This window comes from Pseudarthrobacter sp. MDT1-40-2, assembly GCF_059383595.1.
The window spans coordinates 26,938-50,703 of record NZ_JBWZCL010000007.1; the positions used below are offsets into that span (position 1 = coordinate 26,938).

Genomic DNA, 23,766 nt, shown 5'->3' on the forward strand with positions numbered 1-23,766 from the left:
ACACACAATTCCTCAGTCGTCGTCTAGTAAGGAGATGATGGCGGTTGCGGTGCATGCGGCGGCGCCGTGCTGGACGATGTGCGGTAATCCTGCTATCTCCAGCAGCCGTCCCCGCGGGGCAGTGACAGCAAGCTTTTGGCACCAGTTCTGCGGGGCTACGGGATCGCGCGAGCCCCGGACTACCAGGACTGGCTGGTTCACCAGGGCAAGCCTGGCCTGCAGGTCGTACTCCATCATCACTGGAAGTTCCGTAAGGTACCAGCGCATTCCGGATCGGACGTAGTCAGAGACGACTATGGCATTTCCGAGCGGGCTTTCCCGCAGGGAATCAAGACCCAGGGCAAGTGACTGCTGACGGAGAGTGCGCCGTTCCGGATCCACGACAGGGCCCAGGAGAACGACGTGTGAAACCAAAGCGGGCTTGAGGACCGCGAGTTCCGTTGCGAATTGGGTACCCATGGAATGCCCAACTACAACAACCCGGTTGGCCCCCATCTTTTCCAGAACCGTCACAATGTGGACTGCGTATTGGCCGATGCTTAGTTGCCTGCCCGGTTTTGGTGTTCCACCGAAACCGGGCAGGTCGATGGCGTGGGTATCACCGTATTCGGCCAGCCGTATCTGCAGTTTCCGGTAGTACCGGTGAGACATGCCGATACCATGCAACAACACGAATACAGGTCCGGGAGACCCCGGCGGACCTGCCAGGGAGTGAACGTGTGATGTCAGGGATCCGGTCGTAACAACCCGCGGGATGATTCGCCGGTAGCTGTCCGGCAGCCTCTTGCGGCTCGCCGCAGCAGCCCCAGGGTGCCCGGTGTCATCGGTTTGGTTCAGGTCGGTTTGCACCGCGGTCCTTTCAACATTCCGTAAAGGGTGGGTCCTTCGGGAATGGTCAACGGGGCAGTTCCATCTGGAATCCGCACCGGCAACGCAGGACTTGTGTGGTCAAGTACGCCCCTAGTGTGTTCTCCGAACCAGGCTGGATAGGAAACGTTTGCACCGTAGGGACCTGGGGAACGGGTGCATGCATCAGTTCCCCGCAATGCAGATAGCCCTCGGTCCGATGGGCCACATCCTCACCCTTTACCAGGCCGTCGGCAAGTGCCGCTGCGTGTTCTGTTGTGGTGTCCAGTACGCGGGACTGGCTGCACCGGGAGCATAGGACGGCGACGACGAGGGTGCCTGTCCGCGGGTCGGTAACGGCAGGGGATTGGGCTGTGAGGTACAGATCAGTGTCGCAGTCCGCGCACCAGGGGCGTTTTCCTCGCGGCTGATCAGCTTCCCTGGGAATGTAGCTGCTGGGGGTCGTGGTCATGAGATTCAGACCATGGCCGGGTAGCTGGTCACGATGTAGTCCAAGGCTGCGGGACCCTTCATTCGAAGGCACTGCCCGGGGCTGACACGCTTTGTCATAGCCGCCCAGAAGATGTGCTCCGGTTCCTGCGGGTTTTGGGTCACGTAGCACCAGCTGGTGTACAGGCCATAGAGGGCATCCCGGTTAAGGGCCTGATCTGAGTCGGGGTCAAGGTAGGTAGCTTCGCGAAGAAACTGGTCAAACTGTGAAGGCGCCATGGTGGCTCTTTTCACTACGGTGCAGGTGCCCGCCGTTTTGCTACAGCGACCTCAAACTCAGTGCCTTGCACAGGACACCAAGCGATCAAACAGTTTCCCGCTTGAACGTTGTCACTCGCCTTTGGAGCATCGTCGAACAACGTCTCTACACTGTAGACGCTAAGCGTAGACTAAACAATAAAGCAACCTTCGGTAGTTCCCGACGGTAAGCATGACGCAATCGACAGGACGGACCCACCATGGACCCAGAGAACGAACCCAGCAGAGCGCCAACCCTGAAGGCCCGCCTCAGCAGGGAGCTCGTACTCACTACCGCCCTGAAAATTGTTGACGCCGAGAGCCTCGAGGCCCTCACCATGCGCCGGCTGGGGCAGGAACTTGGGCGGGATCCGATGAGCCTCTACCGGTACGCGGCCAATCGTGCGGCACTGCTGGACGGAGTATCCGAACTCGTCCTTGACGAACTGGCCATCTTCGCTGATGACCCGGACTGGCAGTCCCAGCTGCGACGAATTGCCCACGACCTCCGCCTGTTGGCCCTGCGGCACCCCAACGTCGTGCCGCTGCTTGTGACCCGTCCGCTATCGACTCCCCTGGGGCTCCGCCCGCTGGGAACACTGCGCCCACTGGAGCAGATCCTGGCACTGCTGATAGAAGCCGGTTTCGCACCCGCTGATGCACTTCACGTCTACCGCGCCTACTACGGATTCCTCTACGGCCACATCCTGAACGAACTACAGGAGTACATTGTGGACCCCGAGGAGAACGAAGCCATCCTCCGACTTGGTTTGCACCGCCTGCCAGCCAAGGATTTCCCGCATCTTCGCGCACTCGGGCCTGTCTTGGCAGACTACGACGGCGCAGCCGAACTCGAACAGGGACTAAGCATCTTACTCACGGGCCTTTTAACCCAACTCTCACTGGCCTCCACCCACCCATAGCCACCTCAGATCCGATAACGCGATCCCGGTGCGATCCACGGCGTGCGTTGAAGCACCGAGGACCCGGCGCCCTTCAGAGAGGCGCTAGTCGGCTAGTGCCGCGGGTTTGAGTAGCCGGAAGGCTTGTACGAGCAGGAGGACCCGGGAAGTCACACCAACTCGGCCGAGGAGACGTCGAGACAGGTCAAAGCACCGAGGGTGCCCGGTGCAGCAACGGAACCCGTCACTGCACCGTTGCCGTCAGCCGCGCCACGTTATCCACGTACCGCGCGCCGAGCGGCCGTTTGACCCAGTCCTCAAGGAGAAGCTCGCTCGAGATCTCCCGGTAGGTGTCCTCCACGGCCCGCATCTTGGCCACAATGTCCGCGCCGAGGAGCATCACCGAGACTTCCATGTTCAGGGAAAAGGACCTCATGTCCATGTTGCTGGAGCCGAGGACGGCCACTTCGTCGTCGATGGTGAAGTGTTTGGCGTGCAGTACCGCCGGGGCCTTGTAAAGGTAGATCCGCACGCCGGCCTGCAGAAGTGCCTCGTAGTAGGACCGCTGGGCGTGGTGTACCAGGAATTGGTCGCCTTTTTCCGAGACGAAGAGTTCCACGTCAACGCCGCGCTGCGCGGCGGTGGTGATCGCGTAGAGCAGCGAATCATCGGGCACGAAGTAGGGGCTGCAGATGGAGATGCGATGCTGCGCTGAATAGATCAGGGTGTTGAAGAGGCGCAGGTTGTTTTCGGTGCTGAATCCGGGTCCGCTGGGAACAACTTGCGCGGAAATGTTCCCGGGAGCCAACTCGCCTTCGGGCTGCAGTTGGTCCTCTAGAGATTCATCAGTTTCACTCAGCCAGTCGGTGGCGAAAACCACGTTGAGTGTGGTGACTATCGGGCCCTCCAATCGAGCCATCAGTTCCACCCACTCACGGCCAACTTTGCGGTGCTTGGGGTTGTTGTAGGACGGTTCTATGAGGTTCTGCGAACCGGTGAAAGCCACCAGTCCGTCCACCACCATAATCTTGCGATGGTTGCGCAGGTCCGGCCGACGCCACTGGCCGTGGGTGGGCAGCAGCGGCAGCATTCGCTTCCATTTGATCTTGCCCCGGCGGAGCCGCTTCAAGAAAGTACGGTATCCGCGGACCCGCAGCGTGCCGATATGGTCAAACAACACCCGAACCTCGACGCCACGTTCGGCCGCTTCCTCCAGTGCGGTCAAGAGTTCGTCAGTAACGTGGTCAGAGCTCATGATGTAGAACTCGGCGTTGACGTACCGCTTGGCCTTCCGCACAGCCTCGGTCATGACCCCGATGGAGTCTGGATAGCCGGGAAGCAGTTCCACCGAGTTGCCGTCCACCATGGGCAGCGAGCCCAGCCGTTGGTTCAGTTCCGCCGCCGACTGCACCCATTCGGGGCCCTCAAAGGAACTTACGACGTCGGCAAGCCCTGAGGTGCCGGCCCGCACCCGCTCATTGACTTGCTCTTGTTGGCGGCGGCGCCGGCTGGAGAGCTTGAAGTTGCCGAAGAGCAGGAACAGGATGATGCCCAGGAACGGGACGAAGAAGATTCCCAGCAGCCATGCCATCGCCGTGGTAGGACGGCGGTTGCCGGGAATGACACCGACGGCAACCACACGGATCGCGAGGTCCAGCAGTGTCAGGAGCAGGACCAGCCAGCCTGGCAGCGCCCCCTCCAGCGAAAAAGGCCAGAACACAGGTAAACCCCCGGAGATAGCAGACCGTCCGGAACTGTTCCGGACGGCAATGTCCACAGCATATCGGTGGGTCTGGCCGATAAGCTGGACCAATGACTTCCCACGCCCCATTGGTGCTTGTTTTCCTGGATCCCGTCCACCCTGCCGGCCGTGTGGCTGACGCGTCGCAGCCGCAGCTGATGGCCACTGACCAGGGCGCCACCCGCGGCGATGGCGTGTTTGAATCCATGCTGGCCGTGGGCGGCGAGGTCCGGAAAATCCAGGCGCACCTCAACCGGCTGCAGGGCTCCGCACGGGCACTGGACCTGGAAATTCCCGACCAGTCCGTTTGGCGCGCCGCTGTTGGCACGGCTGTAGCGGCGTACCGCGAGCAATACCCGGCGGCCGCACCGGAGGACGACGAGATCGTGGTCAAGCTGATCGCCACCCGCGGCCCGGAAGGGACTGCGACCCCCACCGCCTGGGTACAGGCTTCCCCTCCCCCGGCGGCCGGCCGCCGGCAGCGCGAGACGGGCATCGACGTCGTACTCCTTGACCGCGGGTATGACAGCACTGTGGCGGAGCGGGCGCCGTGGCTGCTGCTGGGGGCCAAAACCCTCTCCTACGCCGTGAACATGGCGGCGCTGCGGCACGCGCATAAGGTGGGCGCCGATGACGTCATCTTCACCTCCGCCGACGGCCGTGTCCTGGAAGGCCCCACGTCCACGGTGCTGCTGGCGCACTATGAAACGTCCGACGACGGCTTCGGCGGCACCCGGGTAACGCGCCGCCTGATCACGCCGCAGCTGGACAGCGGCATCCTGCCCGGAACTTCGCAGGGCGCGCTGTTCGCGGCCGCCAAGGAAGCGGGCTGGGAGCTGGGCTACGGTCCCCTGGAGCCGGAGGACCTCTACGCGGCGGACGCCGTATGGCTCATTTCCAGTATCCGGCTGCTGGCCCCGGTGAACCACATTGACGGCAAGGAAATCGGGACGCTGCAGGTCCGGCAGCAGCTCACCGCCGAGCTCAGCGAGCTGTTCGCCGGAATCCGCTAGTCCGTGGGGAAGCTCGACGACGCGTCGCTGGACGCCGTCCTGATCGGTGGCCGTGAGCAACGCCCCGTGGTGGTGGTCGAGTACCGGGACGAGTGGCTACGGAGGTACCGGGAGCTGGCTGCCAGGGTGCGTGGCGCCGTCGGAAAGAGTGCATTGATGGTGGAACATATCGGCTCCACCTCAGTTCCGGGATTGGCCGCCAAACCCGTCATCGACATGCTCCTGGTGGTTCCGGACGTCGCCACCGAAGCGGATTACGCGCCAGCGCTGCAGGCTGCCGGCCTGGTGCTGCGCGTCCTCGAACCCGATCACCGGATGTTCCGGAGCCCGGAAAAGGATGTCCACCTGCACGTCTACTCGGCCGGAGCGCCTGAAATCACGGACTACCTGGACCTGCGCGACTGGCTGCGGGTCAGCGCCGGAGACCGTGAACTCTACGCCTCCGTGAAGAAGGAGCTGGCGCAGCGCGAATGGCCGGACATGAACTACTACGCGGAGGCCAAGGACCAGGTGGTGGCAACGGTGCTGGCACACGCCCGGGAATGGCGGGCGGCGCAAAGGTGAGCGCCGACATCCGGAAGTGGCAGATCCGCACTCTGGATGTCGGCGACGCTGTGCTGCATTATTACGACGGCGGCGCACCGGTTCGTGCCGGCGGTCCCGCGCCCGGTGTTGCGGCTCCCGGTGGTGACGCCCCCGTGGCCGTCATTCTGCACGGCTTGGCGGGTAGCGGGCGGGAGTTCCTACCGACTGCGGCAGCGCTGCCGGGGTATCACGTGCTGATTCCGGACCTGCGCGGGCATGGCGGTAGCACCCGAAGGCCCGCCGATGTCAGCCGGGAGGCTTTTGTGGCTGACATCGTGAAGCTCATCGAGTCCCTCAACGCCGGACCCGTGGCGCTGGCAGGTCAGTCAATGGGTGCTCACACTGCCATGCTCGTGGCCGCTGCCCGGCCCGACCTGGTGACGCGGCTGGTTCTGCTCGAGTGCGACGCCGGCGGATCTGGTCCGGGACAGGACGGCGCGGACCTGAGAGCCTTTTTCGACGCGTGGCCGGTGCCTTTTTCGGACAGAAGCTCCGCCGCCGAGTATCTCGGCGACGGCGCGCTGCAGCGTGCCTGGGTGGCTGATTTAGAAGAACGCGATGGCGGGCTGTGGCCCCGATTCGACGCGGACGTGATGGGCGCTGTGATGATGCACGTGGACAGTGCATCCAGGTGGGCCGAGTGGGAGAGCATCAGCTGCCCGGTCCTGGTGGTTTACAGCCAGAACGGCATGTTCAGTCCTGAGCAGCAGGCAGAGTTCGTGCGCCGCGGCCGGAACGTGAGCCGGGTGGATATCGCGGGGGCTTCACACGACGCGCACCTCGATGCGTTTGCCGACTGGATTGCCTGCCTCCGCGGGTTTCTGACGCCCTGACCCGGGGGAAGGCTACAGGGTTCAACTGCACGGTTACTGCACAGTGACCATCACCGACGGCCAGCCCGAAGCTCCGTCAGGCACCGGATCGGCGCGCTGGTCCGTCTGGACTTCACCGGTGCCGTCGGTAGCCCGGGCCTTTACGTAGTGCGGGCCGGGCGTGGCGTCCCATTCGTAGGACCACTGGCGCCAGGTAGTGGTTGAGGCTTCGGTGGAAAGGGTTGCTTCCGCCCATTCGCCGTCGTCGATCTGGACTTCCACTTTGGTTATGCCCCGCGTCTGCGCCCATGCGGTGCCGCCCACAGCGACTTTCCCGGCCGGCAATTTCGCAAAGGACTTGGGGACGTCCACACGTGCCATGGTCTTGATGGGGCCACGTTCTGACCAGCCGCGCTCGGTCCAGTAAGCCTTGCTGTCCGCGAAGCGGGTGACCTCCAGATCCACCACCCACTTAGTAGCGGAGACAAACCCGTACAGCCCCGGTACCACCATCCGCACCGGGTAGCCGTGTTCCACAGGCAGCGGTTCTCCGTTCATGCCGATGGCCAGCATCGCATCGCGATCATCTTGCAGGACCTCCAGTGGAGTGGAGGCGCTGAAACCGTCGATGGACCTCGAGAGCACCATGTCCGCGCCTTCTTGAGGTTTGGCTTTGGCGAGGACGTCGCGGATGGGCAGGCCCAACCACAGGGCGTTTCCGGCAAGATTTCCGCCTACCGGGTTTGATACGCAGGTGAGGGTAACGTGCGATTCGATCAGTTGCGCGTCGAGCAGGTCCTGGAAGGTGAGGATGACTTCCCGTTCAACCATTCCGTGGACTCGCAGTTCCCAGTCATCAACGTTGATTTCCGGGACAATCAGGGCAGTATCGATGCGGTAGAACTCACTGTTTGGTGTCAGCCAGGGGGTGACTCCCGGCACCGGGGACTGGACGCCCGACGGTACCGGGGCTGCAGCCTTAGCCGGTGCCGGCAGACGGAGGGCTTCCCGCGCCTGGGCTATGTTGTTCCGGGCGGCACCCAGCAGCCGCCCACCAGTGGCCGAGATACCGGCAGCGACCGCGATGATTCCGGCAGCAGCAAAGAACCGACGGCGGCTGGTGCCGGCGCCTCCAACCCGGTCGTCGGCGTCGGCTGCTGTGTCGGCGGGCGCTTCCGGCCACGCCTTCAACCCCCGCAAGAGCACTGTGAGTTGACGGAGGACTACCAGGCCGGAGACGGTTCCCAGCACGGTAGGGATGGCGTCGGCGGGTTCCACCCCGGCGCGGGTCACAACGCAGGCCACAATCACGGCCCCCATGAACAGCACGCCCAGAACTCCCAGAGCCCACTTCCGGTAGGCCACTACGCCCAGCACGCAGGCCAGCACGGCGATCGTCAGGCCCATGCCGACAAACAGTGCAGCCTTGTCGTTGGTACCGAACGTAGCGATCGCAAAGTCCTTCAGCCAAGACGGCGTGAAGTCGATGAACGTGGACCCCAGGGCAAATACCGGGGTTGCTCTAGGAGTGAAGAATGCGCCGATCAGCTCCGCAACGGCGAGCACGACGGCGGCCGACACCACGCCTGCCAGAGCGGCCATACCTTCGGTGCCTGTGATGCGGGTCCTGAGCTTTGTCATGCTAGTAGTTCGCAACGGCCCGACGCAGGGATTGGTTAAAACAGTTGTTAAAAGCAACAGGGGCCTGAGCACGGTGCGATACCGTGCTCAGGCCCCGGAGCGTCGTCCGTCCTGGACTGGTCAAGCCTTTAGGGGGACCAGCATATGTCTTGCAGGTGTGACGAGGTAACCAGTTCAGTTACTTAGGCATGAGAACTGAGTCAACCAGGTACACGGTTGCGTTCTTGGTCTTTACCCCGCCGCAGATAACGTTGGCATCGTTGACCTTAAGGTTATCGCCGCTGCCGGAGACCTCGACCGAGCCGCCTTCCACGGTGGCATGGGTTCCGGCGATCTCGTCCGGGGTGATCTGACCGGGTACCACGTGGTAGGTCAGGATCTTGCTGAGGAGCGCGTCGTCGGTCTTGAGGGTTTCGATGGTGGCTGCATCGATTTTCGCGAAGGCCTCATCAACGGGTGCGAAGACGGTGAATTCACTGCCGTTGAGGGTGTCGACCAGGTCAACCTTGGGGTTGAGCTTGCCGGACACGGCCGCAGTCAGCGTGGTCAGGATGGGGTTGTTGGAGGCTGCGACGGCCACGGGGTCCAGTGCCATGCCTTCAACTGAACCGGCTCCGGTGGGGACCTGCTCGGCGTAAGCGGCGCAGCCTGATCCAACGAGGTTGGCCGCCGGGTCCATGGTGCCAGCTGACGGGGCGGCTGACTTGGTCGCTGAAGTGGTCGGCGCGGCGGCGGGGGCAGAAGAGTTGGAGGTCGTGGCCGATCCGCCGCAAGCAGTAAGGCTGAGCAGCCCGGCGGCGGCAACGCCTGCGATCGTAAAAGTTGTGCGCTTGATCGTGTGCATGTGAGTTCTCCTTGAAATAGTTGGGTATTGCGCCTACGAACTTGCTTTCGCATGTCCTGCGACACATGGCCCGTATTTGGTGCGTCAGCTACTATTCGGCTGAGGCAAGGAGGTGGATGGGTGAGGGCTGGAAAGTTTTTTGCGGACCAATCCGTCTGGATTGCCTGCTTCGGGGTTTGTTGAGCGCTTAGCTGGCGGTTCGGAAGCCCCGGGCCCTGTCCAGCAGGCCTATCGCCGTGGACACCAGGATGAGCGCCACGGCAAAGACCAGCGGTGCAGCAGCTCCCGCGGCCGCGGCAGTTCCTGCGACGGCGGTTCCGGCGGATCCGGCTGCGATCTTCAGCGCACCCACCCACACGAAAATCTGACCACGAGTCTGGGCAGGCGCATACTCGCTGCGCGCCGCCAGGGTGGCCCCGAAGAACGTAGCGTTGGCGATTCCAGCCAGGCAGAACGCCAACAGCGAGCTGGCAAAGGTGGGCGTTAGTATCACCAGCACCAGTGCTGCGGCGACCAACGCCGCCAAGGGGCCCAGCATGGCATCGGCATCCCGCCGCAGCGGCCGGACCATCAGCATCACAGATCCCAGGAGAGTGCCCACACCGTAGCCCGCCACGAGGGTGCCGGCAACTGTGGCATCGCCCAGGAAAGGGCCAGCGACGCCGGCGTAAATGGGCAGTGCGGCCACCGCGAAGGCCACGGCAATCGTCAAGCCCAAGGTGCGGCGCAGCGGCCCTCTCGTCCACATCATCTTCAGGACTTGACCAGGGGAAGAGACCTCGTGAGCGCTCGCGGGCGGAGGCTCACGGGGAAGTATAAGGACGGCACCGGCACCCAAGACGGCCGCCCCGGAGAGGACCAAAGTCGCCATGAGCGCATCGGAGACAGCAGCGATCCATGCCACCATGGCGGGCCCCAGGGTGCCGCCGAGCCCGTAACTGGCGACATCCCAACCTTGGGCCCTCCGCTGGCTGAGCTGGCTGTCACCGGCAATGGCAGGGAGACGGCTACTGATTCCACCAGTCAGCATCGGTCCGAAAACCCCCGAAACCAGCAGCAGAAGGGCGGGCCACAGCGCGCCTGCAGTCGACATCAGCACGGCCGCAGCGCCAAGCAGCAACCCGTGCAAGGCCGCGGACATGGCAATCAGCTTGCGTCCGTCCAGGGCGGCATCCAAGTACCGGGCCACAAACGGGCCCAGCAGATGGGGGGCCGTAATCGAGGCCGCCAGCAAGCCGGATTCCCAACCAAACTTTCCCGAAGCGTGAGCCAGCAGCACGATGGCAACAACTGCGCCGCCGTCGGCACTCCTGACCAGCGTTGCCGCAAAAACGTACCGGGCCAGGCCCCAGGCCGGACGCTTCGGTCCCGGCGAACTGGCTTGCTTACCCGCGGAGGCCGAGCGCATCCACAACATCCGCAACACGGTTTCGCTGGTCCGGGGTCAACCCCTGGATAGGCAGCGGCAAGCAGGCATGTGGCGCGAACTCCAAGTGTTCCGCGATAGCGCCTACCACCCGCAGGCTCCCGCCGAACTCCACGAACAGCTGCCACAGCGGATCCAGCCGGTCTGACTCGGCCAGCGCCTCCGGAAAACGCCCTTCCTGCGCCGCCCGCGTGATCCGCAGGGCGAGCTCGGGCAGCGTTCCACCGATCACCGAATACCAGGCATCGCATCCGGCTGCCAGGCCTGCGGCCGCCTTGGCATCCCCGGACACTCCGATGGTGACGTGCGGCGGGACGGCGGCGCGGATCGCTTGGACTCTATCCTGGGCCTGCTGCGGATCGGCTGAAACAGGCGGGATCTTGATGGAAGCAATACGGGGCAGGGCAGCGATCCGCCCATACAGTTCAATGCTGAAGGTGAAGTGCGTCGTGGCCGGATTGTCATAGACGATCACCGGCAGCGACGACTGTTCCGTGACCGTGCGGAAAAGTTCAAACACGTCGTCATCGGTGAGCGGCTGGTACGTCATCGGCGCGAGCAGGAGGCCGGAGGCTCCGGCTTTTGCGGCGTTCTTCGCGTTGCTCAGTACCTGGGAAGTCCGCAGGGCTCCAATACCGATGAACACCGGAATCCCGTTGGCGTGCTCAACGGCCAGCCGCGCAACCCTGCTCCGTTCGCCGCCGCTCAGATACGCGTAGGAACCCGTGGAGCCGAGCGCGGTAATGGAGTCCACCTTGGCTGCCGCCAGGCGCTTGATCAGGCCAATGAAGGCGGTCTCATCCACCGCGTCATCGTTCAGGGGCGTGAGGGGGAAGGCGCTGAGGCCAGTGAACATCGGAACTCCTGGTGTGCTAAACGGGGCGGTAACTAGCTGATGAGCTTCAGATCCTCGGGGCTGGCGGGCACCTGTGGCGCGGGCCGCCGTCGTTGGCCTCCACGTTGTGCAGCGGCTCCGGCCAGGACCACCAGCAGGATGCCGGCTACCTGGATTGCGGAGGGCTGCTGGTGCAGGATGAGGAGGCCAAGGAGGACGCCGACGGCCGGTTCCAGCGCCATCAGCGTCCCGAAGGCCGTGGGCGTCATCCGGCGCAAGGCCAGCATCTCCAACGCGAACGGCAGCACCGGCAGCAGGATGGCCAGGCCGGCGGCCGCGGCAAGGATTCCGGGGTTTAGATGTCCGGCGGCCTGCGGGACGCCGATGATTCCGGCTGTCACAGCGGCTATCGGGATGGTCAGCGACAAGGAGCCTATGCCGCTGAACCGGTCCCCGATCCGCTGCGTCAACAGGATGTAGAAAGCCCACCCGGTACCGGAGAGCGCTGCGAACAGGACACCCGTGAGGTTGATGGTGCCTTGCCAAGGTTGGGTGAGGAGGACGACGCCGACGAGAGCAACGGCGGGCCAGACCAGCATCTGCCGGCTGTGGCTTCGCAGGGCAGCCACCGTCAGCGGACCCAGGAATTCAATGGCGACGGCGGTGCCCAGCGGGATGTGCTCGATCGCGGCGAGAAACCCAACCGTGATCAGCCCGGTGGTGATGCCCAAGCCCAGAAGCGCCGGGACGTCACGGCGGCGAATGGATCGCAACGGCGGACGAACGAAAATCAGCAGGATGATTGCACCCATGGTCAGGCGCAGCCATGCCGTCCCGGCCGGGCCCACCGCTGAAATCAGGTCAACTGACAAGGCCGATCCCAGCTGGACCGACAGGATTGCCGTCACGGCGAGGCCCCACGGCGGTACGGGGACTTTGAACATGTCAGCTTCCTTCGCTGGTTGCAGCATTGATATACCGGCTGGCGATGCGGACATCAGGACCCAGCCGGGCCAGTTCGGTGGAGAGATTTTCGACGGCGGCCTGCAGTGCTTTACCAGGCATGGGTTCCAGCGCATCCAGGATGAACAGCGCGGCGGTGGAGTCATCGTGCAGGCGGGTGCGGCGCCCCTGGCGCCAGTTCCAGCGACGGCAGGTGACGCCGATGTCGTCGCACCAGACCACTTCACCGGCATCAGGGTGCTCCACTACGTCTTCACCGGCGGCGGCAGTATCAAACGCTTCGCTGCCGGTGGCCCGCATAAGCCGCGGTGCCCCGGAATACCCGGCCAGGTCTTCGCCTCCCAGCGGAACCTGGTGCAGGACTGAAATGGCGTTGTAGATGTCCGTGAGCCGGTTGACCCGGGGCAGGCCGGCGTCGGCGCGGCGCAGCAGCGCTTCCAGGCTGTTCCGCGTGCGTTGTGGCTTGGCTCCGAACGCCTTGTAGGCATCCCGCCAGGCAGCAACATGGGGCAGGTTTTCCACAGGCCGGCCGGTCAGGGCTTCGCGGGCCGAGGTCTCTGCAGCCTGCAGGAGCCGCTCGCTTGAGTCGTCGCTCGGGCCGGGGACCAGTCCGTCAACAGCCAGCAGGACGGCACGGTAGTCGGGCCGCAGGGCGAAGACTTCGGCGTCCACGGAGGCCCGGCCCAGGAACTCCTGCAGCGTATCCACCTCACGCATCGTCGGCCTCCGGGCGGTGCCCGTTGCCCACGCCGGGTTCGAAGACAGCAAGCGAAAACCGGGCGGGGTCCGCGCCGTGGTTGGCGTAGGAGTGGGCGGCGTCGCCAGGGAATGAAACAGCGTCGCCGCCATGAAGGATGTACGTCTCGTCAGCCACGGAAAGGGTGAGCGCTCCGGCGTGGACCTGGAGCAGTTCCCTGGTGCCTGCAGCATGGGCCTCACTGGTGTGCTCGTCCCCCGCTGCAAGCGTCCAGTCCCAGAGCTCAAGCACATCCGGTGATTGGGTGCCAGCAACCAGCATTCCGCGGCCGCCGGCCGCGGAAGTCCACAGGGCTGCGCCCTCACCGCTGCGGGTCACTGTGACCGGCTTGGGCCGTGGGATCTCAACCAGTGCGGGTAGCCCCACGCCGAGTGCGTCGCTGATCCGGAGCAGGGTGCCAACGCTGGGGTTGGTGGTGCCCTGCTCTACATTGACCACCATCCGCCGGCTGACGCCGGTGGCTTCAGCCAGCCGATCCAGGGTCCAGCCCCGGGATTGCCGCTCCTGCTTGACGCGCCCTCCAATGGCTGCTGCCAGGGCTGTAGTACTTTCATCCATCAGTGCAGCATAATGCACTCATAGTGCACTATCAAACGGGTCGTTGGACCATCAGGTCAGGAGTGAAGAAACTGCCGCGTGGCATGTTCCCTACGGGAGGCCGCAACGCCGTCCATGTTCTGTTCTGCCCATTCCTTCATGTCAAAGACAATCCGCAGGAGGGAACGGCCACGCGCCGTGAGTTCGTAATCAGTGCGGACGGGCACTGAGGCGGTGACGTGCCGGGAGACCAGACCATTACGCTCCAGCGAGCGCAGCGTTGAAGTGAGCATCTTCTGGCTTGCCCCGGGGATCCTCCTGCGGAGGTCGCTGTGGCGCTGCTGACCGTCCACCAGGGCGAGCATAACCAGCGTCACCCATTTGCTGCTGATCGCCTCAAGAAGCTGGCGTGCCGGGCAGAGTTCCAGGGAAGCGTTGTACTGCTTCTGTGCCGTCTGACGCTTCTGTTCCGCCGTGAGAGTCATTTCCCCAACACTCTTCCCCTCCGATTCACCTGTTGAACCAGCATACTTTCAGCGGCGGCAGTCCCTTCCAGGAAGGCACCGTGAAGTGCCCCAGGCACAAAATAGTGCGTTCTTACGCACTGCAAAGACGTGGGTCAGGATCGGTAGCGGAGCCGAAGTGCTCCGTAACAGTCCTTCGAAAGGAAACCCATGCCTGCCATCCTTCACGTCAATGCCTCTCCCCGCTACGCCCACAGCGACTCCCTGCGCCTGGCCCGGCATTTCATCGATTCCGTCCAGGGTGCCGGCCAGCGGAGTTTTGAGCTGGAGACACTTAATCTGTTCGACCACGGTGCGCTACCGGCTTTCGGCCGCACGGCAGCAGCAGCCAAGATGGCTGTCTTCTCCGGCCAGAATCAAACACCGGAGCAGGCCAGCGCGTGGGAATCGGCCCGCGCCGTCTTCGACCAGTTCGCCGCCGCCGATGCCTATGTTTTCAACATCCCCATGTGGAACGCTGGTGTCCCCTACGTCCTGAAGCAGTGGATCGACATCATCACCCAGCCCGGTTGGAGCTTCGGTTTCACTCCGGGCACTGGCTACCGCGGGCTGATGGAGGGAAAGCAGGCCGTCGCCATCCATACCAGTGGCGTCTACGCCCCCGGGGCCCCGGCAGCCTTCGGTTCTGATTTCAGCAGTACTTTCTTCGCTGACTGGCTGAGCTTTGTGGGCATCGAGGACGCCACCCATGTCCGCTTCGCCCCTACTGTCCTCAACGGCGACGTTGACGGCACACGCAAGATTGCCCAGGCCGAGCTCACCGACGCGGCCATTGGGTTTGCCAGAAAGCTCAGCGCCCTTGGAACCCTCCAGCTCATCAACAACTGAGGCGGATGCCCTCTTCGAGGGGCAGATGGAGACCCTTCAGGACGGCGGCATACGATAGCCGCAGTCCATCTACAGAAGGGACACCATGTCTGAGACCGTCCACCTGTCATCGGAATTGCTGGAAAACGTCATTATGAGGCCTTTCAGCATTGACGACGCCGAAGCGCTGGCCGCGGCCTATCGCCGCAATCGCGAACACCTCGCCCCCTGGGAGCCGGTGCGGCCTGAGGAGTTCTTTACCGCCAAGCGCCAAGGTGCGCTGATCGCCGGCAAGCTGCAGCGGCTCTTGGACGGCACCGAGGTGCCGTGGGGACTGTTCGACGGCGCCGACGTCGTGGGTGCCGTAACCCTCACCGGGATTATCCGGGGGCCCTTTCTCAGCGGAGACTTGGGGTACTGGGTCGATAAGGGCTATACCGGGCAGGGTCTATGCACGGCAGCGGTGGCGTTCGCCGCCGAATCGGCCCGCACGATGGGCCTGCACCGGCTCCAGGCCTCCACCATGCTGCACAACGCCGCGTCGAGGAAGGTTTTGGCTCACCTCGGCTTCACCGAAATCGGCAGAGCACCGGAGTACCTCAATATTGCCGGCAAGTGGCAGGACCATATGCTGCATCAGCTGATACTCGGGGACTGAACTCCTCCATCAGGAGCAGGAAAGCCGCTATGCCTTTACTGCCGGATCCGCTGTGCCTTCAACGCCGTGCGGCGAAACTTGGCTGGGGTCTCCAATCCGCTGGACAGGAATGCCCTGGTCATTGTGACCACCGTGGAAAAGCCGGCGCTGGCAGCAATGCGTTCCAGGGGAAGGGCCGCTTGCGCGGGACGTTCCAACATTGCCCGCGCAATGGCCACCCGCTGCACGCGGATGGCCGCCGCCGCGGAGAGATCGTTCGACCGGAACTCGCGGTGCAGGGTGCGCAGCGAAATGCCCACGATGCCTGCCAGGCGCGTAGGATTCAGTTCCGGATCCCGCGCTTGGGAATGGATAACGGCCAGGGCCTTCTCCAGCGTGGTGGGCTCCCCGCCGTCCGGCAGTCCCGCCCCGCCTCCCGCGTCAAGGAAAACCGTTGCCAGCATTTCTGCGGTGAACCGCTCCAGCGCGTAGGACGCAAGGGGACTTGGTTCTGCCTGCGAGGCCACAGATGCTTTCAGGAACTCCTGCGCAGGCTCAATCAGTGATGCCGCCCGGTCCACCTCGCCACAGGGCAGCACGGGGGTGGGCATCCCCACAAAGACGTCATCGAACGGAATACGGAGAAGCATTCCGGAGACGCCGCCATCCCAATGGACGACGCTGCTGGCTTTGTCCTTCCCGGTACTGGCATAGAACGGCCGGCCGGCAGGCACTATGGCTGAATGGCCGCCGTCGAACCGCAGCCGGGTTTGCCCTTTGCCGGCCCAGCCCACAATAAGTTCCCCGTGGGGAACTGCCATCCGGGGCTCAGCTGCCTCGGGGGCATGCATTTCCAGCAGGTGAACATTCCCTGCCCTGATGCCGCTGACGCGCACGCCTGCAGGAAAATGGTCAGCGCCCGGCGCGGTAATGGAACCGTCCTGGAGCAGGACGCCTTCAATCTTCTCCATGAAACAACCCCTGGTTCGTCACGATGCTTACGTTCAGGAGTGCAGGTTCCCGAAGCAACGTGACGCCACTATCTGGCACTTTTTGGAGAAACTTTTAGAGCTCCACGAAAACAACGTACGGATCGATTCCTTCTGCAGTAAAGATTGCAGTCAGACTGGGGCTTGCTGCGCCGTTAACCACCCGGGGTGTGACGCTGAAAGAAAAGTTGCCGGACACCGGCTTTTCGGCATCACATACCATCGCTTCGGCGCCAGCTCTGGCCCGCGAACAGCTCCAGCCGCTGGGCGGGCGCACTCCGTCAGGGTTGACACCGTTGAGTTCCCGGCCGGTGAAAACGATGGAAGCCGCACGCAAGTCGAGCCCGTCCGCGACCGTGAAACCCAGGGTGACCACCCGTTGGTCACCCACAACATTCACGTACGGCTCAGCCACCACCGGCGACGGCGCCACCGTGGGCGAGGGAGTAGGCGTTGGTGTTGGTGTTGGTGTTGAAGTTGGCGTCACCGCAGGAGTGGGGGCTGGCGTCGGCGCCACTGTAGGAATCGGCGTCGGCGCCACTGGAAGAGCCAGCGTTGGCGTCGGTGCCACGGAAAGTGAAGGCACCACCGCCAAAGCCGAAGCCGTAGATGGCGATGGCGATGGCGATGGCGATGGCGACGATATGACCGGGAATCCGGGTGCTGCCACCGGCGAAGCGGGTATTTCAGGTTCCGACAGGAAGGCAGCGGAAACGTCATCAGGGACAGGCAGCAGGACAGATGTGGGTTCGGGTCGCGTCCGCCGGGGATCGGCGGAAGGTTCAGCGGGCACCTCCTTGGCTGGTGCGGCGACGGCCGGGGGTTCGGCGTTTCCGGACCACATGGTTGCGGCGGCGATCCCTCCTGCAACCACAACTGCAGCAGAGGCCGCGGCAACGGAAAGGGCCACGGTCCGCCGCGGGCTGGAGGTTCCCGGCCTTCCCGGGAACCAGGACATCCCGCCCCATCCTGCGGGCAGTGCCCACGTGGCGGTGTTGATAAAGAACGACGCCGGCAGGCCGGTCACCAACGGAATCAGCACCGCGCGCATGGACGAACGGAGTTCGTAGAGCTCCAGCAGGAGGGCATGGCATTTAAGGCAGTCGTCCAGGTGTTCCTGGACCTGCGCCCTGTCCCGGGCCGAAAGACTGTTAACGGCGTAACCGCCCAGCCGTTCCGAGTAGGGGCGGCAGCTTTCGTCCTGGAAATCAATGTGGCTCTGCAGGTAGTTTCGCCGCAAAGCGTTGCGTGCCCGCAAGGCCACGGCAGACACTGCATTGGCAGAGATGCCCAACAACGGTGCCACGGCTGCAGGTTTTTGGAGTTCTACGTCCAGGTACCAGAGAACTGCCTGCCAACGCTCCGGCAGCGCAGCGAAGGCCTGAGTAATCGCCTTCGTTTCAAATGCCGCTACCGCAGGGTCCGGGTCCAGTACTGCCCTGTCGATATCGGAGTCACTGCCAGTGGCCCGCACCCGGGACGCCGCCCGGTTGGTCCGGTGCGTCATCCGGGTCACGGTGGTGAGCAGGTAGGCCCGGAAAAACTCGTCAGGCCCTTTGCCCGCCTGTAGTGACCGCAGCACGGCAGCAAAGGCCTCGGACACAGCATCTTCGGCATCACTGGGAACATCCGCGTGCCCAAGGGCGACGTTCAGGGCCACCAAATGGTGCCGGGCATAGAGCTGCTCGAAGGCTTCCGGCTCACCCTCCCTGACCCGCCGGATCAGCTGCGGGTCACTCAAATTGCTATGTCGGAAGGGCCTGCCTGCACCACTTTGACTCATTTCACGCCTCACTGCCGGCCTGCCCCCAAAAACAAGTTTCAACACTCCCTACTAAGGGTGGCGTATAGATCCAAATCGTGAAGGCGTTTTGCCAAATTTTATAGAAATGGCCCGCACTTCCTGCCCTCCTGTGGACGGCATCCCCGGCGCCAGGTGCCGTCGTCGTTGTTCCTGCTCTAGAAACCAGCCGGTCCAAAAGGTAAGTTGGTAAGCATGCTGATGAATTGGAACGACGCATCAGCTTCCGGTAACAAAACAAAGGAGACGTTATGAGCACGAAGGTGGAAAAACGCATTCTGGTGAACGTACCGGTAAGCACCGCTTACAACCAGTGGACCCAGTTCGAGGACTTCCCGCACTTCATGGGCGGCGTCAAGAGCGTTACGCAGCTCAGTGACGACCGGCTGCAGTGGGTGGCCGAGATCGGCGGCGTCCGCAGGCAGTGGGAAGCCAAAATCCTGGAGCAGATCCCCGATCGCAAGGTGGCCTGGGCCGCCACTGAAGGCGCCACCAATGCCGGCGCCATTGAATTTGAGGACGTCGGCGGCGGCCAGACCTCGGTGCAGCTGACCATTGAGTACGAGCCCGAAGGCATCATTGAAAAAGTGGGCGACAAGCTCAACGTCGTTGACCGCCAGGCAGAAGCAGACCTCAAGCGGTTCAAGGAATTCATCGAGGATGAAGGTTACGCCAGCGGTGCGTGGCGGGGCAGCGTCAGCTCCGGAGCACCCTCGGGCACCCCCGGCGTCGAGGATGCGGCGGAAACCCGCGGCGACTCTGGCAAGGCAGGCATCTCCAAGGTAGCCGCCGGTCTGGGCGTTGCTGCGGCAGCAGGTGCGGCAGCAGCAATGGCCGGATCAAAAAAGGACGCCGGGGAGACGATAGAAGCAACTACCCCCGTTGAGCCCGTCACGGTTACGCCCATTCCGGCAGAGCCGGTCAGCACCGATACGACCGCAACGGGCGCGACGACGGCAGCCGGCTCCACCGGTTCACTCGCCGATCTGGGCGACGACAGGATCGGTCACGCCTTTGACCAGACGAACGGTTTGGTGGACACGACCGGAGAGTCTGATGAGACGCTCGAAGGAGAGAACCTCAGCGCAGCAGAGCGACGCGAAGACGATAACCGGCCCGACGACGGCCTCCCGCCCCTGGCCGGAAACTTCGGTCCGCGCTAACCGGGACTTGCCGGCGCCGGAACTGCCCGCGGCCATTCGCAAAAGCGAGGTCCGGCGCCGGCCATTTCCGCCCCTGACACAAGCACCGTCCGCCTCCTTCGGGAAGCGGACGGTGCTTCGTGGGTTTCCCGCTCCTCCTGCTTGAGCAGGAGCGCAGGCCCATCCTTGTCCTTCTCTCAAATCTGGCCGGACGCCAGATCCGGATCCACATTCACTGCGGGCTCCGCGGCCCCTTGCCCTGTTGCCGACGATGCTTCCTCTTCACCGCTGGTTGTCCGCGAGGAGCGCCACGCGAGCGCCCCTGCCCCGGCGACGAGAAGCAGCCCAACCACCCACAACCACATGCGGGACCCGGACTGCCCTTCCTCAACAGCAGCAAGGTCCCTTTGGGTAGGGGCGGCTTTCGGTACTGCGCGCCTCAGACTCTCCTGGACCCGCGGGGTGAGTGTTTCCACGCCTCCGGCAAGATCCTCGGCCAGTCGGCGTAGAAGCATCTGCAGGCGCGGGGATGCACTTTCGACGCCTGTATCCAGCCCCGTCACCACTCTCTGGAGAGCAGCCTGCACCCCAGGAGTGGCCCATTCCTTGCCATGGGACAGATGGGTCACGAAGTTTTCAAGAAGTCGATGAGCCTGCTCGTTTTCAGTCAGGGTTTCTGCCGTACGCATGATGCCTCCTGGAGGTGGTGAATGTCCCCAGAATACGGCGGGGAGCGCCGCAATAACAGGCTGTACTGATACCGCCCCAACGCCGGAAAGTTGGACAGCAGGCCGCCTCCCGCTGGCATGTCTGGCGACACACAGTTCAGTTCCTTTCTTGCGCAGCAGATAGCAAGTGTGCTTACTATCTAACTAGTAAACATGCTTACTAACGCAGTTTGGCCCAGAAGTTCAGATACCAGCTACCTTCCGAAAGAGAGTAACGATGACTGATAATTCATGGCCCGAGGTTTCGACGCCAGGCACCACCGGCCCGTCCGGCACTCCGGTTCCCGCGATGCCGGCAGATGCACCCAGTGGTTCCTCGTCCACCAAGGACGTGGCAATGGAGGAAGCATCCAAGGTTGCCGGCCAGGCCGCTTCGGCAGCGCAGGGCGTTGCCCAGACCACTAAAGAGGAAGTCGCCAACGTCGCTTCCGAGGCGAAGACCAGCGCTCAGGACCTGCTGTCCCAGGCGGGCTCGGAGCTGTCCAGCCAGGCCGGCACGCAGCAGCAGAAGGTTGCCGAGGGAATCCGGACGATCTCCGGTGAGCTCCAGACCATGGCTGATGCTCCCGAACAGCAGGGGGTTGCCAGCGATCTCATCCGCCAGGCCGCGGAGCGCACCTCATCCATCGCTTCCTGGCTTGAAAACAGGGAACCGGGTGATGTGCTCCGGGAAGTCCAGACCTTTGCAAGGAACCGTCCCGGAACCTTCCTGCTGTTGGCCGCAGGCGCCGGTGTTTTGGCCGGTCGGCTGACCCGCGGTCTTAGTGGTGGCGGCTCCAGTGCTTCCCAGAGCCCGGCGCAGCCTTCCCCAGCGCAGGCTCCGGCAACCGCTCCGTACGCGGCGCCGGTGCAGCAGGAGACGGTGTTCGCGGCCGGAACGGGCGCGGACTATTACGACGAGCCCCTGGCAGGAACCGGAGCCCCGGCATCCACCACGTCACTGCCCTCCGGTACCGCAGCAGATACCCCTTTGCGGCTCGAGGATGACCCGTACCGGTCGAGCGAAGGACGTCAACTGTGAGCAGCCAGATACCGGAACCGGCCCCAACGGCTGCCCACGCGAAGGCGGACAACACGTCCCTTGGTGATTTGCTCGGAGATGTCACCCGCGACATGTCCACCTTGATACGCCAGGAAGTCGAGCTGGCCAAGGCAGAGCTGAAGGAGTCCGGCACCAAGGCCGGCAAAGGCGGCGGCATGCTCGCCGGGGCCGGTGTGGCCGGGCATTTCGTCCTGGTGTTCCTGTCCCTGGCGTTGATGTTCGCCCTGGGCGCCATCATGCATCTGGGCTGGGCAGCCGTGATTGTCGCCGTTATTTGGGGCATTATTGCCGCAGTGTTGGCAACGCTTGGACGCAAGGAACTGAAACAGATCAAGGGTCTGCCCCAGACCAGCGAAACATTGTCAGAGATACCCCCGACTCTAAAACCAGGTGAGGTAAACCGATGAGCGACAACCCTGATGCAATCCGTTCGGAAATCGAAGCCACCCGTGCTCGTTTGGGCACCAACGTTGACGCGGTAGCTGACAAAGTCACGCCGTCCAACATCGTCCACCGCCAGACCGACAAGGTCAAAAGCTCTGTGATGGGCACGGTGTCCGGGGTGAGGGAAAAGATCATGGGTGCAGCCGACTCCGGCACGACCCATGCAAGCGACGCCTTGAGCAGCACTGGCGATACCCTCCACGGAGCCAAGGAGAGCGTTTCCGCCAGGATTTCCGATGCCGGCACGGCACTCTCCGACGCACCGGCACAGGCCAGGGCGCAGGCCCAGGGCAACCCGCTGGCCGCCGGCCTGGTCGCCTTCGGCGCCGGGATGCTGATCTCTGCCCTGATCCCTGCCAGCCAGAAAGAGCGCGAAGCAGCGGACCAGCTCAAAACCGCTGCACAGCCCCTGACTGAAAAGGTCACTGACGTGGCCAGGGACATGGTTCAGGATCTGAAAGAGCCGGCCCAGGAAGCTATGGACAGGCTGAAGACCAGTGCTGCCGAGGGCGTGGAGAACGTCAAGGCCGAAAGCCAGGACGCTGCCGCTGACGTCAAACACCGCGCCGTCGACGCCAAGGACAACGTCCAGAACCCGTGAGCGGGCAGGACAGGATTCCGGAACAGCCCCGCAACCCCGCGGGGCTGTCCCCGGATCCGGAATCGCCTGTTCCCGCCGTTGGTCCGAGGCACATGAATGCGCCCCGCCCTTGGCCGGAGCAGTGGGCCACCCACCGGCTGGTGGGCATCGCAGCACGGCTCACCGAACGCAGGCTTAACCGCCAGCTTGCCCGCCTTAAGCTCACCAAAGGGGCGCTGGATGTCCTGGAGGCAGTGGCAGAACTTGAACCGGCCACTGCAACCGATATGGCAGAACTGCTCTGCGTGAGCCGGCAAAGCCTGGGCAAAGTCCTCCAGCGCCTTGAAGGGCTCGGGTTTCTTACCAGGGAACCTGCAGCAGACGGGCGAAGCGCCAACATTCGTCTTACCTCAGCAGGACGGGCTGTCCTCTCCACCGCTGAGAACCTGGTCCGGGAACTCTCTGAAACCGAAGGCCGATCGGAGATGGAGTTCCGCAGGCAACTCGAGCGACACATCACAAAACTCAGGAACACTGAGCACCAGCCTCTCCCCAGGGCCGGCATTCATGGGCGCAACCCGTCCCAGAGCAACGCGCAACCGCGCAACATCAACGCACACCTCAATGAAAACGGAGCACACCAATGGCTACAACGAACCGGACAACCGGGCCCAAGACCAACCTCCAAAAAGCAGCCCAGGCAGTAGGAGCGGTTTTCCTGCTGGTAGGAGTTCTCGGCTTCATCCCGGGCATCACCAGCAACTACGACCAGATGTCCTTTGCCGGGCACGATTCCCAGGCGCTTCTTCTGGGCATCTTCCAGGTGTCCGTACTGCACAACATCGTCCACCTCCTGTTTGGCGTCGCCGGGATCCTGCTGTCCCGCAACAACGCTCAGTCCCGCAGCTACCTGCTGTACGGCGGAGTCATCTACCTTGTCCTCTGGATCTACGGACTTCTCATCAACCTCGACACACCCGCCAACTTTGTGCCCTTCAACGGCGCTGACAACTGGCTGCACTTCTTCCTTGGTGTCGCAATGATCGCCCTGGCCATCCTGCTTTCGCGCAACACCACCCGCGCCGGAAACACTGCCCGGTAATACTCCCGGCTGCCGGGCTCCGAAGGTTGGAATGCCCACATAAGCCGCCCTAGCCGCGAGGGCCTGAGCCTGGTATTGCACCGGGGTCAGGCCCTCGTGGTTTTTGCCTTCCATGGGGAGCCCAGCCGGTCAACTCCCCCCACGGTTACGCAACATGACGACGTCCGGGCGGTCCGGCGCACGGCGGAGTGCTACGTTTTTTGGTGAGTAATGAGTACCGGTGCCAAGCCCTGACTGTCCGGTCGGCAACCCTCCCTTTCGCGGCGGGGTGCCTCAGGTGAATACTCGGCATATCGACCATTCGAGCTGCAAGCGCGAGAG

Annotated in this window: 26 protein-coding genes and 1 riboswitch; of the genes, 12 read left to right on the forward strand and 14 right to left on the reverse strand. The window is 63.5% G+C overall.

The window, feature by feature from the left end:
* Positions 1–12: 12 nt before the first annotated feature.
* Positions 13–849 carry an alpha/beta fold hydrolase gene (locus tag AC50X5_RS15635; RefSeq protein ID WP_494976996.1) on the reverse strand — a complete coding sequence of 279 codons (837 nt, stop codon included), beginning with the start codon at positions 847–849 and terminating at the stop codon, positions 13–15.
* Between the two features lie 474 nt (positions 850–1,323).
* A complete protein-coding gene (locus AC50X5_RS15640; RefSeq protein WP_494976997.1) occupies positions 1,324–1,575 on the reverse strand; it encodes a hypothetical protein in 252 nt (83 codons plus the stop codon).
* 239 nt (positions 1,576–1,814) lie between these two features.
* On the opposite strand from AC50X5_RS15640, the gene AC50X5_RS15645 reads away from it, so the two are divergent.
* On the forward strand, positions 1,815–2,516 hold the full coding sequence (locus AC50X5_RS15645; RefSeq protein WP_494976998.1) for a TetR/AcrR family transcriptional regulator C-terminal domain-containing protein: 702 nt from the start codon (positions 1,815–1,817) through the stop codon (positions 2,514–2,516).
* Between the two features lie 223 nt (positions 2,517–2,739).
* Here the strand turns inward: AC50X5_RS15645 and cls are convergent, their stop codons facing one another.
* On the reverse strand, positions 2,740–4,215 hold the full coding sequence (gene cls / locus AC50X5_RS15650) for a cardiolipin synthase (RefSeq protein ID WP_494976999.1): 1,476 nt from the start codon (positions 4,213–4,215) through the stop codon (positions 2,740–2,742).
* Between the two features lie 92 nt (positions 4,216–4,307).
* Between cls and AC50X5_RS15655 the strand changes: the two genes are divergently transcribed.
* The 3 genes from AC50X5_RS15655 to AC50X5_RS15665 are packed head-to-tail and all read left to right on the forward strand — an operon-like array spanning position 4,308 to position 6,667.
* Entirely contained in the window at positions 4,308–5,249 is a 942-nt protein-coding gene (locus AC50X5_RS15655) for an aminodeoxychorismate lyase (protein WP_494977000.1), read from the forward strand.
* A gap of 3 nt (positions 5,250–5,252) precedes the next feature.
* A complete protein-coding gene (locus AC50X5_RS15660) occupies positions 5,253–5,813 on the forward strand; it encodes a GrpB family protein (RefSeq protein ID WP_494977001.1) in 561 nt (186 codons plus the stop codon).
* Positions 5,810–6,667: an alpha/beta fold hydrolase gene (locus tag AC50X5_RS15665; protein ID WP_494977002.1), complete on the forward strand. Its 858-nt coding sequence runs from the start codon at positions 5,810–5,812 to the stop codon at positions 6,665–6,667. Before AC50X5_RS15660 ends, AC50X5_RS15665 begins: the two co-directional genes overlap by 4 nt.
* 33 nt (positions 6,668–6,700) lie before the next feature.
* Here AC50X5_RS15665 and AC50X5_RS15670 read toward each other — a convergent pair whose 3' ends face one another.
* From AC50X5_RS15670 to AC50X5_RS15705, 8 genes are all read right to left on the reverse strand, one after another.
* On the reverse strand, positions 6,701–8,287 hold the full coding sequence (locus AC50X5_RS15670; RefSeq protein WP_494977003.1) for a molybdopterin-dependent oxidoreductase: 1,587 nt from the start codon (positions 8,285–8,287) through the stop codon (positions 6,701–6,703).
* Positions 8,288–8,465: 178 nt separating this feature from the next.
* Positions 8,466–9,131, reverse strand: coding sequence for a fasciclin domain-containing protein (locus tag AC50X5_RS15675; protein ID WP_494977004.1), 666 nt, complete (start codon positions 9,129–9,131; stop codon positions 8,466–8,468).
* A 187-nt stretch (positions 9,132–9,318) separates the two neighbouring features.
* Positions 9,319–10,548, reverse strand: coding sequence for an MFS transporter (locus AC50X5_RS15680; protein WP_494977005.1), 1,230 nt, complete (start codon positions 10,546–10,548; stop codon positions 9,319–9,321).
* Positions 10,517–11,413, reverse strand: coding sequence for a dihydrodipicolinate synthase family protein (locus AC50X5_RS15685; RefSeq protein WP_494977006.1), 897 nt, complete (start codon positions 11,411–11,413; stop codon positions 10,517–10,519). The genes AC50X5_RS15680 and AC50X5_RS15685 overlap by 32 nt, the downstream gene beginning before the upstream one ends.
* 32 nt (positions 11,414–11,445) lie before the next feature.
* Positions 11,446–12,336, reverse strand: coding sequence for an EamA family transporter (locus tag AC50X5_RS15690; protein WP_494977007.1), 891 nt, complete (start codon positions 12,334–12,336; stop codon positions 11,446–11,448).
* A gap of 1 nt (position 12,337) precedes the next feature.
* The gene (locus AC50X5_RS15695) at positions 12,338–13,072 is read right to left on the reverse strand and encodes a B3/B4 domain-containing protein (RefSeq protein ID WP_494977008.1); all 735 of its coding nucleotides are present in this window, start codon (positions 13,070–13,072) and stop codon (positions 12,338–12,340) included.
* Positions 13,065–13,670, reverse strand: a complete 606-nt coding sequence (locus tag AC50X5_RS15700) for a helix-turn-helix domain-containing protein (protein WP_494977009.1) — start codon at positions 13,668–13,670, stop codon at positions 13,065–13,067. Before AC50X5_RS15700 ends, AC50X5_RS15695 begins: the two co-directional genes overlap by 8 nt.
* A gap of 56 nt (positions 13,671–13,726) precedes the next feature.
* Positions 13,727–14,134 carry a winged helix-turn-helix transcriptional regulator gene (locus AC50X5_RS15705; RefSeq protein ID WP_494977010.1) on the reverse strand — a complete coding sequence of 136 codons (408 nt, stop codon included), beginning with the start codon at positions 14,132–14,134 and terminating at the stop codon, positions 13,727–13,729.
* Positions 14,135–14,323: 189 nt separating this feature from the next.
* Between AC50X5_RS15705 and AC50X5_RS15710 the strand changes: the two genes are divergently transcribed.
* Both AC50X5_RS15710 and AC50X5_RS15715 read left to right on the forward strand, forming a co-directional pair.
* Positions 14,324–15,001: an FMN-dependent NADH-azoreductase gene (locus AC50X5_RS15710; protein ID WP_494977011.1), complete on the forward strand. Its 678-nt coding sequence runs from the start codon at positions 14,324–14,326 to the stop codon at positions 14,999–15,001.
* An 85-nt stretch (positions 15,002–15,086) separates the two neighbouring features.
* Positions 15,087–15,638 carry a GNAT family N-acetyltransferase gene (locus tag AC50X5_RS15715; RefSeq protein WP_494977012.1) on the forward strand — a complete coding sequence of 184 codons (552 nt, stop codon included), beginning with the start codon at positions 15,087–15,089 and terminating at the stop codon, positions 15,636–15,638.
* A gap of 35 nt (positions 15,639–15,673) precedes the next feature.
* On the opposite strand, the gene AC50X5_RS15720 is transcribed toward AC50X5_RS15715, so the two are convergent.
* Both AC50X5_RS15720 and AC50X5_RS15725 read right to left on the reverse strand, forming a co-directional pair.
* The gene (locus tag AC50X5_RS15720) at positions 15,674–16,588 is read right to left on the reverse strand and encodes an AraC family transcriptional regulator (protein ID WP_494977013.1); all 915 of its coding nucleotides are present in this window, start codon (positions 16,586–16,588) and stop codon (positions 15,674–15,676) included.
* Positions 16,589–16,682: 94 nt separating this feature from the next.
* Positions 16,683–18,347, reverse strand: a complete 1,665-nt coding sequence (locus AC50X5_RS15725) for a sigma-70 family RNA polymerase sigma factor (protein ID WP_494977014.1) — start codon at positions 18,345–18,347, stop codon at positions 16,683–16,685.
* Positions 18,348–18,658: 311 nt separating this feature from the next.
* On the opposite strand from AC50X5_RS15725, the gene AC50X5_RS15730 reads away from it, so the two are divergent.
* Positions 18,659–19,570: an SRPBCC family protein gene (locus tag AC50X5_RS15730; RefSeq protein WP_494977015.1), complete on the forward strand. Its 912-nt coding sequence runs from the start codon at positions 18,659–18,661 to the stop codon at positions 19,568–19,570.
* 176 nt (positions 19,571–19,746) lie between these two features.
* On the opposite strand, the gene AC50X5_RS15735 is transcribed toward AC50X5_RS15730, so the two are convergent.
* A complete protein-coding gene (locus AC50X5_RS15735; RefSeq protein ID WP_494977016.1) occupies positions 19,747–20,238 on the reverse strand; it encodes a hypothetical protein in 492 nt (163 codons plus the stop codon).
* A gap of 256 nt (positions 20,239–20,494) precedes the next feature.
* Here AC50X5_RS15735 and AC50X5_RS15740 point away from each other — a divergent pair, with 256 nt between their 5' ends.
* Genes AC50X5_RS15740 through AC50X5_RS15760 form a run of 5 tightly spaced genes read left to right on the forward strand, consistent with a single transcriptional unit; the run spans position 20,495 to position 23,445 of the window.
* Entirely contained in the window at positions 20,495–21,298 is an 804-nt protein-coding gene (locus tag AC50X5_RS15740) for a hypothetical protein (RefSeq protein WP_494977017.1), read from the forward strand.
* Entirely contained in the window at positions 21,295–21,726 is a 432-nt protein-coding gene (locus AC50X5_RS15745; RefSeq protein WP_494977018.1) for a phage holin family protein, read from the forward strand. Before AC50X5_RS15740 ends, AC50X5_RS15745 begins: the two co-directional genes overlap by 4 nt.
* Positions 21,723–22,364 (forward strand): DUF3618 domain-containing protein, encoded by a 642-nt coding sequence (locus tag AC50X5_RS15750; protein WP_494977019.1) that lies wholly within the window; start codon positions 21,723–21,725, stop codon positions 22,362–22,364. Before AC50X5_RS15745 ends, AC50X5_RS15750 begins: the two co-directional genes overlap by 4 nt.
* Entirely contained in the window at positions 22,361–23,050 is a 690-nt protein-coding gene (locus tag AC50X5_RS15755) for a MarR family winged helix-turn-helix transcriptional regulator (RefSeq protein ID WP_494977020.1), read from the forward strand. Before AC50X5_RS15750 ends, AC50X5_RS15755 begins: the two co-directional genes overlap by 4 nt.
* Positions 22,987–23,445 carry a DUF4383 domain-containing protein gene (locus AC50X5_RS15760; protein ID WP_494977021.1) on the forward strand — a complete coding sequence of 153 codons (459 nt, stop codon included), beginning with the start codon at positions 22,987–22,989 and terminating at the stop codon, positions 23,443–23,445. The genes AC50X5_RS15755 and AC50X5_RS15760 overlap by 64 nt, the downstream gene beginning before the upstream one ends.
* A 206-nt stretch (positions 23,446–23,651) precedes the next feature.
* Positions 23,652–23,766: riboswitch (SAM riboswitch) on the forward strand.